The sequence below is a fragment of the Nostoc sp. UIC 10630 genome (assembly GCF_010747425.1).
Classification (GTDB): Bacteria; Cyanobacteriota; Cyanobacteriia; order Cyanobacteriales; family Nostocaceae; genus Nostoc.
In genome coordinates this window covers 1-17,023 of the sequence record NZ_JAAGOG010000171.1, presented here as the reverse complement: position 1 = coordinate 17,023, position 17,023 = coordinate 1, and the positions used below count along the sequence as shown (strand labels likewise).

General features: G+C 48.1%; 15 protein-coding genes and 2 pseudogenes. 12 read left to right on the top strand and 5 right to left on the bottom strand.

Going from position 1 to position 17,023, the window contains the following annotated elements:
- The 4 genes and pseudogenes from G1O98_RS29055 to G1O98_RS29040 all read right to left on the bottom strand — a co-directional run.
- Positions 1-204: pseudogene (locus tag G1O98_RS29055) on the bottom strand (helix-turn-helix domain-containing protein); the annotation flags it as partial.
- 570 nt (positions 205-774) lie between these two features.
- On the bottom strand, positions 775-987 hold the full coding sequence (locus G1O98_RS29050; protein ID WP_202985830.1) for a transposase: 213 nt from the start codon (positions 985-987) through the stop codon (positions 775-777).
- A gap of 482 nt (positions 988-1,469) precedes the next feature.
- Positions 1,470-1,796, bottom strand: coding sequence for a hypothetical protein (locus G1O98_RS29045; RefSeq protein WP_163935462.1), 327 nt, complete (start codon positions 1,794-1,796; stop codon positions 1,470-1,472).
- An 82-nt stretch (positions 1,797-1,878) separates the two neighbouring features.
- Positions 1,879-2,778, bottom strand: coding sequence for a hypothetical protein (locus tag G1O98_RS29040; protein ID WP_163935459.1), 900 nt, complete (start codon positions 2,776-2,778; stop codon positions 1,879-1,881).
- A gap of 296 nt (positions 2,779-3,074) precedes the next feature.
- Here G1O98_RS29040 and G1O98_RS29035 point away from each other — a divergent pair, with 296 nt between their 5' ends.
- From G1O98_RS29035 to zwf, 3 genes are all read left to right on the top strand, one after another.
- Positions 3,075-3,566, top strand: coding sequence for a hypothetical protein (locus G1O98_RS29035; protein WP_163935456.1), 492 nt, complete (start codon positions 3,075-3,077; stop codon positions 3,564-3,566).
- Between the two features lie 14 nt (positions 3,567-3,580).
- A complete protein-coding gene (gene gnd / locus G1O98_RS29030) occupies positions 3,581-4,594 on the top strand; it encodes a phosphogluconate dehydrogenase (NAD(+)-dependent, decarboxylating) (protein WP_163935454.1) in 1,014 nt (337 codons plus the stop codon).
- An 82-nt stretch (positions 4,595-4,676) separates the two neighbouring features.
- On the top strand, positions 4,677-6,053 hold the full coding sequence (gene zwf / locus G1O98_RS29025) for a glucose-6-phosphate dehydrogenase (RefSeq protein WP_163935450.1): 1,377 nt from the start codon (positions 4,677-4,679) through the stop codon (positions 6,051-6,053).
- Positions 6,054-6,107: 54 nt separating this feature from the next.
- Here zwf and G1O98_RS29020 read toward each other — a convergent pair.
- A pseudogene (locus tag G1O98_RS29020) lies at positions 6,108-6,948 on the bottom strand (IS5 family transposase).
- Positions 6,949-7,651: 703 nt separating this feature from the next.
- On the opposite strand from G1O98_RS29020, the gene G1O98_RS29015 reads away from it, so the two are divergent.
- From G1O98_RS29015 to G1O98_RS28975, 9 genes are all read left to right on the top strand, one after another.
- Positions 7,652-8,122, top strand: a complete 471-nt coding sequence (locus tag G1O98_RS29015; protein ID WP_163935447.1) for an Hsp20/alpha crystallin family protein — start codon at positions 7,652-7,654, stop codon at positions 8,120-8,122.
- 45 nt (positions 8,123-8,167) lie between these two features.
- Positions 8,168-8,710, top strand: a complete 543-nt coding sequence (locus G1O98_RS29010; RefSeq protein ID WP_163935445.1) for a thioredoxin domain-containing protein — start codon at positions 8,168-8,170, stop codon at positions 8,708-8,710.
- A gap of 243 nt (positions 8,711-8,953) precedes the next feature.
- Positions 8,954-10,843, top strand: a complete 1,890-nt coding sequence (dnaK, locus tag G1O98_RS29005; protein WP_163935442.1) for a molecular chaperone DnaK — start codon at positions 8,954-8,956, stop codon at positions 10,841-10,843.
- A gap of 185 nt (positions 10,844-11,028) precedes the next feature.
- Positions 11,029-11,802 carry a ChaB family protein gene (locus G1O98_RS29000; RefSeq protein ID WP_163935440.1) on the top strand — a complete coding sequence of 258 codons (774 nt, stop codon included), beginning with the start codon at positions 11,029-11,031 and terminating at the stop codon, positions 11,800-11,802.
- A gap of 395 nt (positions 11,803-12,197) precedes the next feature.
- The gene (locus tag G1O98_RS28995) at positions 12,198-13,394 is read left to right on the top strand and encodes an alcohol dehydrogenase catalytic domain-containing protein (protein ID WP_163935437.1); all 1,197 of its coding nucleotides are present in this window, start codon (positions 12,198-12,200) and stop codon (positions 13,392-13,394) included.
- A gap of 96 nt (positions 13,395-13,490) precedes the next feature.
- A complete protein-coding gene (locus G1O98_RS28990; protein WP_163935434.1) occupies positions 13,491-14,162 on the top strand; it encodes a BON domain-containing protein in 672 nt (223 codons plus the stop codon).
- Positions 14,163-14,240: 78 nt separating this feature from the next.
- Entirely contained in the window at positions 14,241-14,894 is a 654-nt protein-coding gene (locus G1O98_RS28985; protein WP_163935430.1) for a TMEM175 family protein, read from the top strand.
- Between the two features lie 158 nt (positions 14,895-15,052).
- Positions 15,053-15,892, top strand: a complete 840-nt coding sequence (locus G1O98_RS28980; protein WP_163935427.1) for an aldo/keto reductase — start codon at positions 15,053-15,055, stop codon at positions 15,890-15,892.
- A 188-nt stretch (positions 15,893-16,080) separates the two neighbouring features.
- A complete protein-coding gene (locus G1O98_RS28975; RefSeq protein ID WP_163935424.1) occupies positions 16,081-16,917 on the top strand; it encodes a YfdX family protein in 837 nt (278 codons plus the stop codon).
- Positions 16,918-17,023: the final 106 nt, after the last annotated feature.

The window sequence follows — 17,023 nt, the reverse complement described above, 5'->3', positions numbered from 1 at the left end:
CTTATAGTTCAGGCGCAGCCCTAAAATTCCATTTTTCTCATAAGCTTGTTTCCAGCTTGTTATTGAACCAAGGGAGACATCTAAGATTGTTTGGATTTCTTCATACTTATAGCCTTGATAAACCAGTTTCACTGCCAAAGCTTTTCTGACTTCACGAGCATCTGGACGGCTATCTATAAATTCTTGTAATTCTGCGTTAGCGTTCGCGCAGCGTTCCGCAGGAAAGCTAACCGTTCGCGTAGCGTTCCGAAGGAAAGGTATCGCCATTTCTAGACGCTGGGTTATCATTGTTCGTTATTAGACAGATATTTCTACCCGTATTATCTCGCAGTCCTTTTCAGAAATCAAATATGATTCCTATATTGCTTAGAGTTGTAGTTAAAAAAAAATTACTTATACTCTTTCAATAGTCTTAGTTGTTCAATAAATTGATACTTCAAAAGTAGTAATTGGCAGTTACAATATTTGTATACAAAAACACTTAGTTAATTTACAAAATAGTTGCGTTTTCACAAGCAGAAATGGTGTTAGCACAACGCTAGCGAGCCTTCTCCCTTGGCGTTAGCCTCTCCCTTTGGGAGAAGGGGAGACGCTAAAAGCGAACGAGCGTAACTGCTGTTAGCGCAGCGTTCGCGTAGCGTCTCCCAAAAAGCAGAACAGCGCGAACGCATCTAAATATTGAATATTGAATGCTCAAGGTATGATTGTGAATTGTTGGAGGACACCGTACTCCCAACGGACTTTTAAAGATGTATTATTAACATATAACGGTTCTCAGTGCTGTCGATGAGCATCGAGCTTGGCAATATTAAGGGCAGTGAAACTGGCATTAAAATGAAAGTCAAGCTTTTTGACATCACGGGCTTGACAATCACTTAGCCCGGTAAACTGTTTAGCATCGCGGAAGATAAATTCGATTTGAAAACGCAGTTTGTAGAAATGATAAATCTCGTCTGCCGATTGGTTGATATCTGTGATTTGAAACAAAAAATTAGATTTTAACTCATGATATGCTTCAGAAATGAGTATCCAGTTTATAGTTCACTTTTAATATTCGAGTTTTTTACTAATAATGATTATCATGTAGGGAAGAGAAAGACTGATAAAAGTGACGTTTGTATCAATTCTTTGGCTTGATTATCATTATTATTCAGCTACAATTTGAGTAGGCGATCGCTCTGTTGTTAAGCGATCACTTGGACAATGAAATATTTGATTTTTACTCAGATATCTACTAAAACAAAATTTTTGAACCATATTCTGAATTGAAAGTTTAAGTTAGAGCAATTTTGTCAGGGATTTTTTGTGCAAGTTTTGTCCAATTGTGTTTTTTCAACTCATTTTCTAGTTATGATTCAGAATTTCAACTCTCACTCATAATTTGATTCAAAGTTTTAATTCGTGATTAGCGCGAAAGCCTGAATTTTCGTTAACTCTTTTCTAATTTATGGATCAAAATTTTTCTCACATTATGATTCAAAGGACAATATCTGTTTTGCGTTTAGCCCCCGTGCTTTCTGTTCACCCTCAAACACATATCGCAGATTCGCGTCTCGACGAAGTTTACTAATCACATCCAGTTTGAGCGCCCTTACCCCCGTGACAAATGGCTCCTTGACATATGCTCTATCCACAGTCAGGTAACGAACTTGGGAAGGTAATTGAGGTTGAGTAATTTCCAGGTGGTGGAGATAGTAATCCATCCGCGTCAGATCGGGACAGAAGCCTCGGTCAAAGGTTTGTTCCGCCAGCAACCCATAGCCATCGATACGGTGCAAGTTTTTTCTAATCAGCACCTTAATGGTTCGATAGCTTTCTTGTCGATTCCCTCAACTAAAAATTGTCCGGAGTATTGCTTTAAGGATGGGAGACTTTCCTTTAACTTGAGGTAGGAGCCAGCCAGAGGGCTAAGTTTCGCACATAGGCTTTAATATGTTCAAGGGCTTGTGGGTTTTGCTTCATCCCATCTCCAGGGGGTTCGGTTACAAAGCTAGGTGCGCCCATATCAACATCCCAATTGTAGTCGGCGAAATGGTGGAAGCTTGATTCAGCAATCGCACGTCCTAAAATATTTCCTTGTTCATCCTGTGTACTTTCAAAAGCAACTACTAAGTTGAAGTCCCGACCGGAGACTGAGCTTGTACCCAAGGCAATTACTCGTGCATTCTTCTCGTTTGCAGGCACACCTACGGCTCCTTCATGGGGATGAGCCGGAAAGAATTCAATCTCCTCAGAAGGTGATGTAGGATTCTTGAGTAAGTCATGAATAGGTTCTATGAGAGTAATTTTCTCGTAGTCACCATTTAACCCAGAATGGAAGTTGGGCCAGAAAATATACTTAGTGTGGATGTCATCAGGGTAGTGGTGCGAGGGATCGGGATCGGGATTCTTACTGTGAAAGTAATGGGCTGCGCCGACACCATCAAGATTGCAAACTGAACAACCTACATCCTGATGGTCACGGCTGACCAATAAACCGCCGCCGCGCTGACGGAAGGCACTGATGCTCTGACACTCTTTTGGAGTTATGCCATCCCCTACATCCACAGCAAACAGCCACAGTTCATCAAAATCTGAATTATCCAGCGTACTTAAAACTGGATCGTTTTTTTCAGCAGTATTTTCTCGATCCCTTGCTGTTACCTGGTACAGGGGTTCCCCAGTGTCACTTTTCAACGAAGCTAAATAGTCCTTTAGCAAAGAAAATCGCCCAATATACCAATCATCTTCATTGGTGGGAATTGTTGTCTGTAACAGAATTTGAATCGGTTTAGTCATGATCTCACTCCCTAGGGTTCCTCTCGTAGCGTGAGCTAATTACTAGATCAACGTGGGAATTGTAGCGAGATAATCTAAGCAAAAAATGAGGACGTTTAAAAACCAATGCTTTTGTGAAAGCAGAGATAAGTGTTTCTAAACGCAATTTAGTATCAGTATCTGCTCAGATTTTCCTTAGATTTGCCAACTAACGTTAGGGCAGATTCATTAAGAAGATAAGGAAATGGGAAAAATTGGACAAATTCTAGATTCAGGCTTGATTAACTGATTCGTCTTTGTAGAGAGGTATAAGACCTATGGTTAACAAAATTGTAACTACATTTGAACAAGACCACAACCGACCAGAATCAAAAGAATTTTATTGGAAACATTTTCTCTATAGTCTAGTTTGGCTGACGGTGCTAATGCTGGGATATGGAGGATTGGGATGGACTCTCTGGCTCGATCACCATTTCTCGACGATTGCAATACCGATGTTCATTTTGGCAATTGCCGCAGTCCGTGCCTGCATACTCACTGGCTTTCCCGTCTGGGCGGGATTGTTATCTCTCACATTCGGTTTTACATGGATTCTAACTGGAGCATCGATATCAAGCGGATTATTGGGCTGGGCAATAGCCATCACTCTATCCTGGATTGGCATTTTTCCCCTGGATATGGCATTAGACCAGTCCGTCGAAAATTTGCTGGAAATAGAGTTAAGTCGAACTGAGGTTTTCCTGATTCTAACAGCCGTCTGCGCTACTGGCGCTATTGCGGGATGGATACTCCCAATTTTTCTCACTTGAATACAGGGCATGTTATGGAACTGGGAATGATAGGACTAGGACGAATGGGAGCTAACATGGCACACCGTCTAACCCAGCCTGGACATACCGTCATTGGCTACACTCGTCAGCCACAAAAAGCAAAGGTGCTGGTTCAGGAAGGAGCGATCGCCCGTGGTGTAACATCATTCGTTGAACTCATCGAAGCACTCACGCCACCCCGCGCTGTCTGGCTGATGCTACCCGCAGCGACAGTAGATGCTACCCTACACACTCTCATGCCCTTTCTAGACGCTGACGACATTATCATTGATGGTGGCAATTCTCACTACATTGATGACATTCGTCGTGCAGATCAATTAAAAGTCAAAGGAATTGAATACATTGATTGTGGAACTAGCGGTGGCATTTGGGGGGCAGAACGCGGTTACTGTCTCATGATTGGTGGTGCATTGGCGGTGGTGAAATATCTTGACCCCATCTTTGCAGCGCTGGCTCCTGGTGTATCAGCTGCACCGCGCACCCCTGGTCGTGAGTTAATGGGGGGAACAGCTGAACAGGGCTATTTGCATTGTGGCTCTCACGGTGCAGGGCACTTTGTCAAAATGGTTCACAACGGCATTGAATACGGCATCATGGCAGCTTATGCCGAAGGGTTGAACATTCTTCACCATGCCAATATTGGCAAACAGTTGCATCAAGTCGATGCAGAAATGGCTCCCTTGCGAAATCCGGAATTCTACCAATACGACTTTAATCTCGCAGATATAGCAGAGGTGTGGCGCAGGGGGAGCGTGATTAGTTCTTGGTTACTTGATTTAATCGCGATCGCCCTTCTCAAAGACCCCGACTTAGCCAACTTCGAGGGGCGCGTATCTGACTCTGGAGAAGGTCGATGGACACTAATGGCAGCCATTGAAGAAGGAGTTCCTGTTCCCGTCCTTAGTACAGCCCTCTACACACGATTTAGCTCTCGCGGTCAATCAAACTTTGCCAATAAACTCATTTCTGCGTTGCGCTACGAGTTCGGTGGGCATCTGGAACAATGACGCGGGGATTTTAATCAGCTTTCTTCCCCTCTGCTCCCCTGCCCCCCTGCTTTCCCTCTCCGCGTCGATATGGAGGTTAATCATGGCAGCTTTACTCTCCAATGCCCTGGTATTTTTTGGGATCACAAGTGATTTAGCCTACAAAAAAATCTTTCCTGCCTTACAGGCGATGATTCAGCGCGGTCATTTTGACATTCCAATTATTGGAGTGGGTAGGCAAGATTGGAGCATCGAACAATTAAAATCTTATGTGCGTAAGAGCCTGGAGGAACAGGCCAGCGTTGATGAGGCAGCTTTCCAGAAACTGTGTTCATTACTTTACTATATTTTTGGTGATTATAGCGATCACGCCACCTATGATAAATTATGCCAGGTACTCCAAATAGCTGAAGCTCCTCTGTATTACTTAGCCATTCCTCCCAGTTTGTTTGCGACGGTTGTCGAAGGGTTAGGTCAATCAAGTTGTGTAAAGAATGGTCGCGTTATGGTAGAAAAACCTTTTGGACGTGATCTAGAATCGGCTAGAATGCTGAACTGCATTCTGCACTCTATCTTTCCCGAAAGTCATATTTTTCGGATTGACCATTACTTGGGAAAAGAACCCGTCCAAAATCTTCTCTACACTCGCTTCGCCAATTCATTACTCGAACCGATTTGGCATCACGTCAGTATTGCCAGTATCCAAATCACGATGGCTGAAAAATTTGGCATCGATGCACGGGGACAGTTTTATGAAGAGACAGGCGCTATTCGGGATGTGGTGCAAAATCATCTACTTCAAGTGACGGCGTGTTTAATGATGGACTCGCCCATCAACGAGCAGCATGAAGCCATCCGAGATGAAAGAGCGCGATTGCTCAAATCCATAGATCCAATCGAACCCTCAAATGTAGTGCGCGGGCAGTACAAGGGCTATCGCCAGGAACCTGGTGTAGCTCCTGATTCCAAGGTCGAAACCTTCGCGGCGGTTAAGCTCAACATTGATACTTGGCGCTGGGCTAGCGTTCCGATTTACATTCGTGCAGGCAAATGTTTCCCGAGTACAACTACTGAAGTTGTAGTCAGGCTCAAGCGTCCGCCGCAGGATGTTTTTGGCGAGCGTGCCTTTGGATTAGCAAATTATTTCTACTTTCGTCTTAGTCCAAATGTGCTGACTGCGATCGGCATTCGCTCTAAAACCCCAGGCGACGGAATGGTGGGTAGCGAAGTTGGACTAGTCGCTCAAGTCGAGCATGGCAATGAGATGAATCCCTACGAGCGGCTTTTTGAAGATGCCATGAAAGGCGACTCCATGTTGTTTGCTCGCCAAGATGAGGTGGAAGCACAGTGGCAAATTGTCGCTCCTATCCTAGATCAAGCAACCCCTGTTTACGAATACGCACCCCATAGCTGGGGACCTCCTTTGGCGGATCATATGATTCCCCCCGACGGCGGTTGGCATAATCCTAATGAGACGTGATATCTTCCCATACTGTACTCGAAGAGTTGATATTAGACCTCTTGCAAAAGTCAGTTAAACTGATCCAATTTTGAGCAGACGAAGCTCATAGTTGTACAAACCAGCTATGAGATTAAACCTCAAGCCAAATCGTTTTCTACGATTGCGATAACGGTCAGATAGAATTTTAAACACCTTGAGTTTACGATTAATATGTTCACTCACAACTCTAATTTTGGCTAGCTCTTGATTACTCTTTTTATCTGCACGACTTAACTCACCTCCCCTCGGCTTCTTTTTTGGTATCCGACTTTTAGCATGAATTTTATGAATTCCTTGATATCCTTTATCACCCAAGCATTCAATATCTTCTTTTAACCGAATTTTACTGTTTTTAAATATGCGAAAATCATGCTCTTTCCCTTTACCATGAGCAGTACAGACAATTTCACCTGTATGTTGAGCCACCAAAACTTGAGATTTTAATGTATGCCTTTTCTTTTTACCACTGTAGAACTGTTTTTGTTTTTTTAGGGCGTTCTATTGGGCTTTCTGTAACGTCAACTACCACTATCTCTACTTGATAATCACAGCTAGAAAGTTTCTTCTTCCCTGGAAGAGAAAAAGCTCTTGAAGTCACGAGAATATCTTCAATTTTACGGATAATACGATATGCTGTTGACTCGTTCACTCCCCAAGATTGACCAATATGAAAATAGGTGCGATACTCCCTCCAATATTCCAATGTCATTAATAATTGGTCTTCCATGCTCAGTTTACTAGGCCGCCCTGTTTTAAGCTTTGTTTTTGAACGCGATCACACTACTTCTGTCATCTGGCTAAAAGTCTCTGGATGCACGCCACACAAGCGTTTAAATTCTTCCGGTTTGAGGTTCTTTACCTTTTCGTAGGTCATAGATGTCAATAAAGCTCTAACCTACTTGTCCCACGCTCATAAGACTTTTGCAAGAGGTCTATTGGTTTTCAAGTTTACTCCTGGCAAAACTTTTGGTTGGCTTTTTACTTCAATTTCGCAAGAAACAAGATGTTGAATTGCAAGTATACGTGCTTCTATCAAGCTAATAGAATTGCTTACAGTAAGGAGGTCATCGCAAATAAAGCTAACTGCTGAAGGTCGTCATTTATCATTGATGATGGTTTCAAATAAATTTACCTTTTGTAACATAGTTTTGTTTATTTCAATTAACCCACTTATAGAAAAAACAGGCTGTTCATTATTGGGGAGACTGGGTATTGGGGAGACAGTCGCGTGCGGAGAGAAGTGCGGTCTTTGGGAGACACTGCGTTGCGGAGGTTCCCTCCGTTGTAGCAAGTGTCGTCTTTGCCCAAGTGGAGCAACTTCGGAGGGTTTCCCCGTTGAGCAAATTGGCGTAACTGAGAAAGGTTAAAGGGAAGTTATTTGTTTTTCCCCTTACAATTTTGCCTTGTCCCAATCCCCAATCATCATAATTTCCTCAGAAAGCCCTTAGATTTCTTCTCTATAGTGTCAACAGAGTTGAGCACTGGCATGATAGCAACGCTGTTTCAGCGACTGACAAAACCTAGTCTAATGCAGAATTCTAAACACTCAAGTATAGATCATCAGGAGACTTAAAATTATGGCACTCGTTCGTTGGGAACCTTTCCGAGAAGTTGAAACTTTGCAGCGGCAGTTCAACCGATTGTTTGATGAAATAGCACCGACAGGTCGTAGAGGAGAGGAAGGCATTGCCTTTATTCCCCCTGCTGAGATAGAAGAAACCCCTGATGCGGTTCATCTCAAGGTAGAAGTTCCCGGTGTAGACCCCAAAGACCTAGATGTGCAGGTATCGCCAGAGGCAGTATCTATTTCCGGTGAGCGCAAGTCAGAAATCAAAACGGAAGAAAGAGGCATCACCCGCACCGAATTCCGCTATGGCAGGTTTCAGCGCGTAATTCCGTTGCCTACCCGTGTCCAGCACGATCAGGTGCAAGCAGAATACAAAGATGGCATTCTCAAGCTGAGGGTGCCCAAGGCTGAAGAAGATAGGAACAAGGTTGTGAAAGTAAACTTAGGTGACGGGCACAGGGGCAACGGGCAAGGGCAGTGACGCAATGTTTTCCAAAGCACTCCCTTAAGAGCAGGAGGTGACAACATGATCACAACAGCAATGGGCGAACTTAGCCTCCCAGTTAGCGATCGCGACCATATCCGAGGGCCAAAAAACGCACCCGTCACCCTCGTGGAATACGGGGACTATGAGTGTCCCTATTGCGGTCGTGCCCATTTCATCGTCAAAGAACTCCAGCAGTTGACCGGGGATCTCATGCGCTTTGTCTACCGCCACTTCCCGTTAACTAGCGTGCATCCCCACGCCGAGCAGGCAGCAGAAGCAGCAGAAGCCGCTGGGGTGCGAGGTAAGTTCTGGGAGATGCACGACCATCTCATTGAACATCAACAGGCGCTCGATCGCAAACATCTAATAGAATATGCCGCTAACCTCGGTCTTGATGTGCCTCGGTTTAGTCACGAACTCGCCGAGCACGCCCACGCAGCCAAGATACGCGAAGACTTACTCAGCGGAATCCAGAGCGGGGTCAACGGCACGCCGACTTTTTTCATCAACGGTGTGCGCCACGATGGCTCTTACGACTTCCGCTCATTGTTAGCCGCGATTCAAAACGCAGCCGAATCCTGAGTGCTAAGGAGCCAGAGGGCAGAAGGTTCAAGGATAGATTCTTCCCTCTGCCAAAAGGTCACAAGCCCACGCCAGTTTGCTCAAGTCGGGAAACCCTTACTTTCAGAAGCCGTTGTTAAATCCCCTAAATTTATTTATGGGGATTCCCCTTCTGCCCTCTGACTTCTTAATACCATTTATTCAACTTGTCCTGAATCCAGACTATCAATTTTTTATCCCAATCTTTGAAGGAGGTTGCTAACGATGGCAAAAATCGTTGGTATTGATTTAGGAACTACCAACTCCTGTATAGCTGTAATGGAGGGCGGACAACCCGTCGTCATTCCGAACACAGAAGGCGGTCGCACAACTCCGTCTGTGGTTGCCTATACCAAGAAGGGCGAAAAACTTGTCGGGCAAATTGCCAAGCGCCAGGGTGTAATGAACCCAGAAAACACCTTTTATTCCGTTAAGCGGTTCATCGGGCGCAGGTATGATGAAGTCACCCAAGAAGCAAAACAAGTTACCTACAAGGTGGTACGTGACAGTAATGGCAACGTCAAGCTACACTGTCCCGCTCTGAACAAGGAATTTTCACCCGAAGAAATCTCGGCTGAGGTAGTCCGCAAGCTGATAGATGATGCCAGCACATATCTGGGGGAACCGGTGAGGCAAGCGGTAATTACCACCCCTGCCTATTTCAATGACTCTCAACGGCAGGCTACCAAAGATGCCGGCAGAATTGCCGGGATTGAAGTTCTGCGAATTATCAACGAGCCAACGGCGGCTGCCCTCGCCTACGGACTTGACAAGAAAACCAATGAAACTATTCTAGTCTTTGACTTAGGTGGTGGGACGTTTGATGTGTCTATCCTGGAAGTGGGCGATGGTGTGTTTGAAGTGAAAGCTACCAGTGGCGACACCCACTTGGGCGGTGATGACTTTGATAAGAGAATCGTAGACTGGCTAGCAACCGAATTCCAGCGTAACGAAGGCATCGACCTCCGTAAAGACAAACAAGCCCTGCAACGCCTCACCGAAGCAGCAGAAAAAGCCAAAATTGAACTGTCAAGCGCAACACAGACGAACATTAACTTACCTTTTATTACCGCAACCCCGGAAGGTCCGAAACATCTAGATATGACCTTAACGCGGGTACAGTTCGAGCAAATGTGCGCCGACTTGTTCGATTGCAGCCGCATTCCTGTCGAACAAGCTCTGCGCGATGCTAAACTGAGTCCCGCAGATATTGACGAAGTAATCCTAGTGGGTGGTGCAACTCGAATGCCGGCTGTCCAGCAACTGGTACGGCAGATAATAGGCAAAGACCCACACCAGGGTGTCAACCCGGATGAAGTTGTAGCAGTGGGTGCAGCGATTCAGGCGGGTGTGCTTGGGGGTGAGGTAAAAGACGTACTGCTCCTAGATGTTACGCCGTTGTCGCTGGGTGTTGAAACTCTAGGTGGTGTGACGACCAAGATTATTCCGCGCAATACCACTGTCCCAGTGAAGAAGTCTGAGGTGTTCTCAACGGCGGCTGACGCCCAAACAAACGTAGAAATCCATGTTCTGCAAGGTGAACGCGAAATGGCATCCGACAACAAGAGCCTGGGAACCTTCCGACTAGATGGGATTCCTCCAGCTCCTAGAGGTATGCCACAGATCGAAGTTACCTTTGACATTGATGCTAACGGGATTCTGTCAGCAACTGCCAGAGAAAAAGCCACAGGTAAAGAACAGTCCATTAGCATTACAGGTGCGTCTACCCTCGATAAATCTGAAGTCGAGCGGATGGTGAAAGAAGCCGAGCGCAATGCGGAAGAAGACCGTAGGCGGCGCGAACAAATTGATACCAAAAACATGGCAGATTCTGTTGCCTATCAAGCCGAGAAACAACTTCAGGATTTGGGCGACAAAGTACCACCAGCAGACAAGTCCCGCGTGGAAGGCTTAATTCGAGACTTGCGTCAGGCAATTGAGCAGAACAACATCGATCGCATGAAGTCTCTCACCAACGAAATTCAACAAGCCCTGATGCAAATCGGCACTGCGGTCTACTCACAAGCAGGTGCATCTCCAAACGGTGGTACTTCTACAGACCGTCAAGGCGGCGGTGAAGATGTCATCGATGCAGACTTTGTGGAACAAAAGTAACAAGACGCAGCAAGCAGTCCGTTGCTCTGGGAACCAGAGTTAAAGGAACTGCTTTAGCGAGCCTGCGTGCGTCACCCTCTGGGTAACGCAGTGAAATTATCAAATACTCTCTTCCTATCCCCGCGTCCTTAAATCTGCGCCACATTTCGTGATGTTATCTAGTTTTTTAATTTGGAGTAATTTTTATGACTTCTACATCTGAAAAAACCGCCCTCAAAAGTGTCTCTGCTATCTTCAAAGATGAGAAGAAGATGCAAGAAGTGGTTGAGCGTCTAATCGATCGCGGCGTTCCCAAAGATCACATTTCGATTATTGGTCGCAATTTCCACGCCGAAACTCGCATCTCCGGATTTGTGACTAAACAAGATGTGATCTTGGATGGACTCGCCACCGGAGCGATTTTTGGATCGCTGTTTGGTTCTTTGTTGGCTTTACTTACGGGTGTGGGTGTATTGTTCATTCCCTTTTTGGGAACCGTAGTAGCAGCAGGCCCTTTGGGAGCAGCATTATTAGGAGCGGCAGGCGGTGCTTTATATGGTTCCTTGGGAGCAGGCATTGGAGCTGCCTTAATCGCAATGGGTATGCCGGAGGACAAAGCTGCTATTTACGAAACACGCCTGAAAGCAGGTGAGTTTTTACTGGTCGCGGAAGTGTCACAAGAACAAGCAGACGAAGTTGTCTCACTGTTAGAAAGTGCGGGTGGGGAAGAAGTCGCTATCACTGACATGAAGATTCCCCGTCAACCAAAAGGTGAACTGGCAGATAATGAGCAGATTTCACCAGAAATTAGAGCAAATCTGTCGGACGACGCACAAAAAACTTTTGTTGATACCTACAATCGGTCGTTCAGAGAAGCCAATGGAAAAGATAATGCCTTGACGAAGGCTTGGGATCGGGTCAAACAGGTGTTCGATCGCGACGAAAAAGGCACTTATTCCAGGTCTAAAGTCAGATCGTAAATTTCCAGAGTTGCGATCGCCTACGGTGGGATACCGTTGGCGAAATATTTCTTAATGCTGAAAATCCTTATGCTGTCGTGAAAACCAGCCCCGGAAGTTTACAAAAATCACCCTTTCAATGAATTCGCCAACAGTATCCGGTGGGGCGTAGCTCATCGCGACGAACAAGGCACTTATTCCAGTCACAAAACAACTTAAAAAACTAGGAGAACCATCATGAACTGATATCACCGACTCCTTAAAGGGCTGCAAGTTTTGATCGTGGGCTTTCTTTTTTCCTCCCTTGAGTACTTGTGGCAGCCAATGCGATGTTGTTGCGCCCCGTGAAACTAGCTGAGGGGATCTGAAATGAAATTTAGTAGTAGTTCAAACCATAAAAAGAGGATGAACAAGCTATGGTAAGCAATCGTGGAGTAGTCTATATAGGTCCTCGGAAAGTCGAGGTTCAAAGTATCGACTTCCCAAAACTAGTTGACCCTCGTGGCAAGAAGTGCGAGCACGGTGTCATTCTCAAGGTGGTCACCACGAACATCTGCGGTAGCGACCAGCACATCTACCGGGGCCGCTTCGCCGCTCCAGAGGGGATGACGCTGGGTCATGAGATTACTGGTGAGGTCGTCGAGGTGGGCCGGGACGTGGAGTTTATTAAGGTCGGCGATCTCGTCTCGGTTCCATTTAACGTCGCCTGCGGCCGCTGCCGCAACTGCAAGGAGCGGCACACCGACATTTGCATGAACACCAACCCTGACTTCCCGTGCGGAGCCTACGGCTTCAACCTGGGCGGCTGGCCAGGCGGGCAGACCGAGTACCACATGGTTCCCTACGCTGACTTCCAACTGCTGAAGTTCCCCGACAAGGACCAGGCGATGGAGCGCATCCATGACCTCACCCTCCTCTCGGACATCCTGCCCACGGGCTACCATGGGTGTGTCATTGCGGGAGTTGGAACGGGATCCACGGTGTACATTGCAGGGGCAGGACCGGTGGGTCGGTGTGCCGCCGCCAGTGCCCGCCTCCTAGGGGCCTCCGCCATCATCGTCGGGGACGTGAACCAGACCCGATTGCAGCTGGTGAAGAAGTCGGGTTACGAGACTGTGGACCTGACGCAAGACGTGCCGCTGGCCGATCAGATCGAGTCGATCCTTGGCGTTCGCGAAGTGGACTGCGGGGTGGACGCCGTGGGGTTCGAAGCTCACGGCCATGGTAAAGACGCTGGCGAGCAGCCGGAGGCTGTATTGAACGACCTGATGTCGGTGGTTCGCTTCGGCGGGGGAATGGGCATCCCTGGCATTTATACTAGCTCCGACCCCGGTGGTCCCACGGACCTGGCTAAGCAGGGGAAGTTGATCCTCGACTTCGGCAAGGCATGGATCAAGTCGCAGTTCGCCATGTGGGGGCAGTGCCCGGTGATGAAGTACCACCGACTCCTGATGCAGTCCATCCTCGGGGGCCGGATGGACTACCTGAGCGAGGTCACAAACATCGAGTTCATCTCGCTCGACCAAGCACCAGAGGCGTACCGGACATTCGACCAAGGGGCACCGAAAAAGTTCGTCATCGACCCGCACAACAGCACCAAGAAAGCTGCATAGAGCAGGATCATCCTGTGGCAGAAGCAGGTGTTAGAGCCTTTGATAATGAAGTTTAGCAGTTTTAAACCATAAGAGTAGCTCAAAGGAGAAACAACCATGACAACTGCAACCGCAACCCGAACTGACGAGGAAATCCAAAAGGATGTGCTGAATGAGTTGAAGTGGGATCCCCGCGTCCAGTCTACCGAAATCGGCGTGGCCGTCAAAGACGGTGTTGTTACGCTCACAGGCTGGGTCGATTCCTTTTACAAGCGCTGGGCTGCCGAAGAAGCTGCCCACCGTGTCCGTGGCGTACTGGCTGTAGCCAACGACATCGAGGTTCGGCTGCCGGTCTCTGCCGAGCGCACTGACGCCGACATTGCCGCAGCCGCCATTCATGCGCTGGAGTGGGATGCCGGCGTGTCCATCGATAATCTCGACGTCACGGTCTCCAAGGGCTGGGTCACGCTCAGGGGTGTGGTCGAGTGGGAGTACCAGAAGCACGATGCCGAGCGGGTTGTCCGCCGCCTGAAAGGCGTCAAAGGGGTGACCAACTTGCTCACCATCAAGCCCCGCGTGTCGCCGTCGGAACTCAAGCAGAAAATTGAGCAGGCGCTGGTGCGCAGCGCGGAGACCGACGCGCTGCGGATCACGGTCGAGGTGGAGGGGAGCAAGGTCATCCTGAGGGGGGCGGTGCGCTCCTGGGCTGAGAAGCAAGAGGCAGAGCGGGCAGCGTGGTCGGCACCAGGAATCACCTCGGTGGAAAACTGGATCACGATCTTGCCCTAAGCCTGACCGTCAGAACGGCCGCCTCTACTGTCATCGAAGCAGGCACAAAGGTATGGTGGAACACAGAATCAAGTCACTATGCAGAAATCACGAGCATCAGCGGAGTCGGACACCCAGCGGATTGAAGCGTTTAGCGATGGCGTGTTTGCCATTGCCATCACGCTGCTGATACTGGAAATTCGCGTGCCACAGTTGAACTCTACGGAGGGAACAACCAACACACTAAGTCTTACCTCAGCATTATTCGCATTGTGGCCGTCCTACTTCGCCTACATTTTCAGCTTTGTGGTAATTGGAATTTTCTGGGTAAATCATCACTACGTCTTCCAACTCTACGAACGGAGTGATCAAGTATTTAATCTGTTCAACCTCTTGTTTCTGATGTGTATTTCGTTTCTGCCGTTTCCAACAGCGGTCATGGCTAGATGCATTACTGACGCACAGCAGCTGCAAACCGTAGTAGTCTTGTATGCGTTGGTATTGTTCTTATCAGTGTTGACATGGCTGCTCATCTGGCTATATGCCAGCCGCAATCATCGATTGCTGAACAGAAATCTCGACGGTCGATTCATCGCTTACCTCACCCGCATGTACATATTAACTAGCGTGTTGTACTTCTTAGCGCTTGTGCTGTCGTTGTGGAACGGTATCGCCGGATTGGTGTTATGCGTGGGATTGACATTACTATACACGCTGCCGCCGAAAAAGCCAGTGTATCGTAGCGGCGCATAAACGTGAGATCTCCTGAGGACATCAGGAACGAGCCTGAGGATGGAGAGTGAGGATCGCATCGGCGCGTTCGCGCAGCGTACACAGAGTGTAATCGCGCAGTGTACACGAAGTGTAATTGCTAACTTGCAAAAGAAAAGAATCTAGTCAGGAGAACAAGCATGGAACAGCGTCGGTTTGGTTCCACAAAGCGTGAGGTCGCGGTGATCGGTCAAGGGACTTGGTACATCGATCGCTGCGATCGCGCCTCCGCAATCGCCACGCTGCGTCGAGGTCTCGATCTCGGCATGACCCATATTGACACCGCCGAGATGTACGGCATCGCCGAGGAAGTGGTCGCCGAGGCGATCGTCGGGCGACGCGATGAGGTCTTCCTGGTCTCCAAAGTACTTCCCGAGAATGCCTCTCGGCGCGTGACGATGGCGGCTTGCGAGAAGTCACTTGCTCGCCTTAAAACTGATCGACTGGACTGCTACCTCTTGCACTGGCGCAGTCAGCACCCGTTGGAGGACACAATTGCCGCCTTCGAGCAGCTTCAGCACGAGGGGAAGATTCTCTCCTGGGGAGTGAGCAACTTCGATCTGCCCGACCTTGAAGAGGCACGGGTGATCGCCGGCGAGGGTCGTTTCGTTTGCAACCAGGTTCTTTACCATTTAAAAGAGCGCGCGATCGAGCATGCCGTGATTCCTTGGTGTGAGAAGCATGGCGTCGCCGTGGTCGCCTACAGCCCGTTCGGTCACGGGCACTTCCCAGATCCGCACACGACCGGAGGCCGCGTGCTGCAGGAAATCGCCGCCGCGCACAACGCGACCCCTCGCCAGGTTGCGCTTCGGTTCCTAGTGCGGCGGCCCTCGCTCTTCGCAATCCCCAAGGCCTCTAGCCCCGAGCACGCAGCCGAAAACGCCGGGGCTGGGGAGCTCCAGTTGACCGAAGCCGAGCTTGATCGGATCGATAAAGCTTTCCCGCCCGATCCCCGTCCCCACGTGCTTCCAATGCTGTAGCTCGCCTGCAACAAACGAAGAGGCAAGGGAGCAGTCCGAGTGGAGCAGGGGAGAAGCCTCTGGTACAAGACCAAAGGAAAAACTAATGGGCTAGTGAAGGCTTAGAAGTAGATCGAACAATTGTTTGATCGCGATGAAAAAAACACCTATTCCAAACCCAAAACAAATTAACAAACAAGGAGAAGATTATGAACTCTCAAACATTGAATCAGCTCGATGCTCGTAATCACCAAGAGATTGACAACGAGAGACAAAAGGCAACAGATGAAGCTCAAAGATGCGTAGATCAAGAAGCAGTTTCCGCGCTCAAAGAAACTCGAAATGCAATTAATGCCATTGACCAGGGAAATACTCAAGAAGCACTTCAAGCTTTAGAACGAGCAACAGGAAAACTTGAAATTCTAGTAGCACAATACCCTGAACTGGGTTTTGTTCCTGTGTCGGCTCAAGTAAATATAATCGATCTTGCCCCTGACGATTCTAATGAGATTGAGCGAATTCGTAATCAAATTAAGAGTACTGTGAATGAGGACGATTTTCGTACTGCTCGTCAACTGTTGAACAGCCTGGTGAGTGAGATTCGCACAACAATCTTTAATCTGCCACTAGAGACATATCCTGATGCCATGAAGGAAGCAGCCCGGTTGTTGAACGAAGGTAAAACCGATGAAGCCAAAACGGTGCTGCAACTTGCCCTCTCAACCCTAGTGGTGACAGAAGTTGCTCGACCCCTACCGCTGCTTAGAGCCGATATTGACATAATGAGTGCAATTGCCATAGCAGACAGCGATCGCGAAAGAACGCTGAGGTTGCTGGAAGATGCTCGCAACCATCTCAGGTTGACTCAACAATTGGGCTATGCCAAAGGCGATCCTGAGTATGCAGAACTTGAGCAGGCAATCCAAGATATCGAGCGGCAAGTTAGGGCAAACGAGAGAACCGCAGACCCATTGAGTCGGCTCCTGGAAAAATTCTCTAGTTTCTTCAAACGTATATCCGGAACCGCCCCCGCCCAACCAGCTTGATGAAGGCAGAAGGTGAGAAGAGGATAGGGGGATAGGGAGCAGAGGAGATAGGGAGAATCAAGGGTAATTTTAGTCTTTTCTCCTCCGCCCCCCTGCCCCTCTGCTC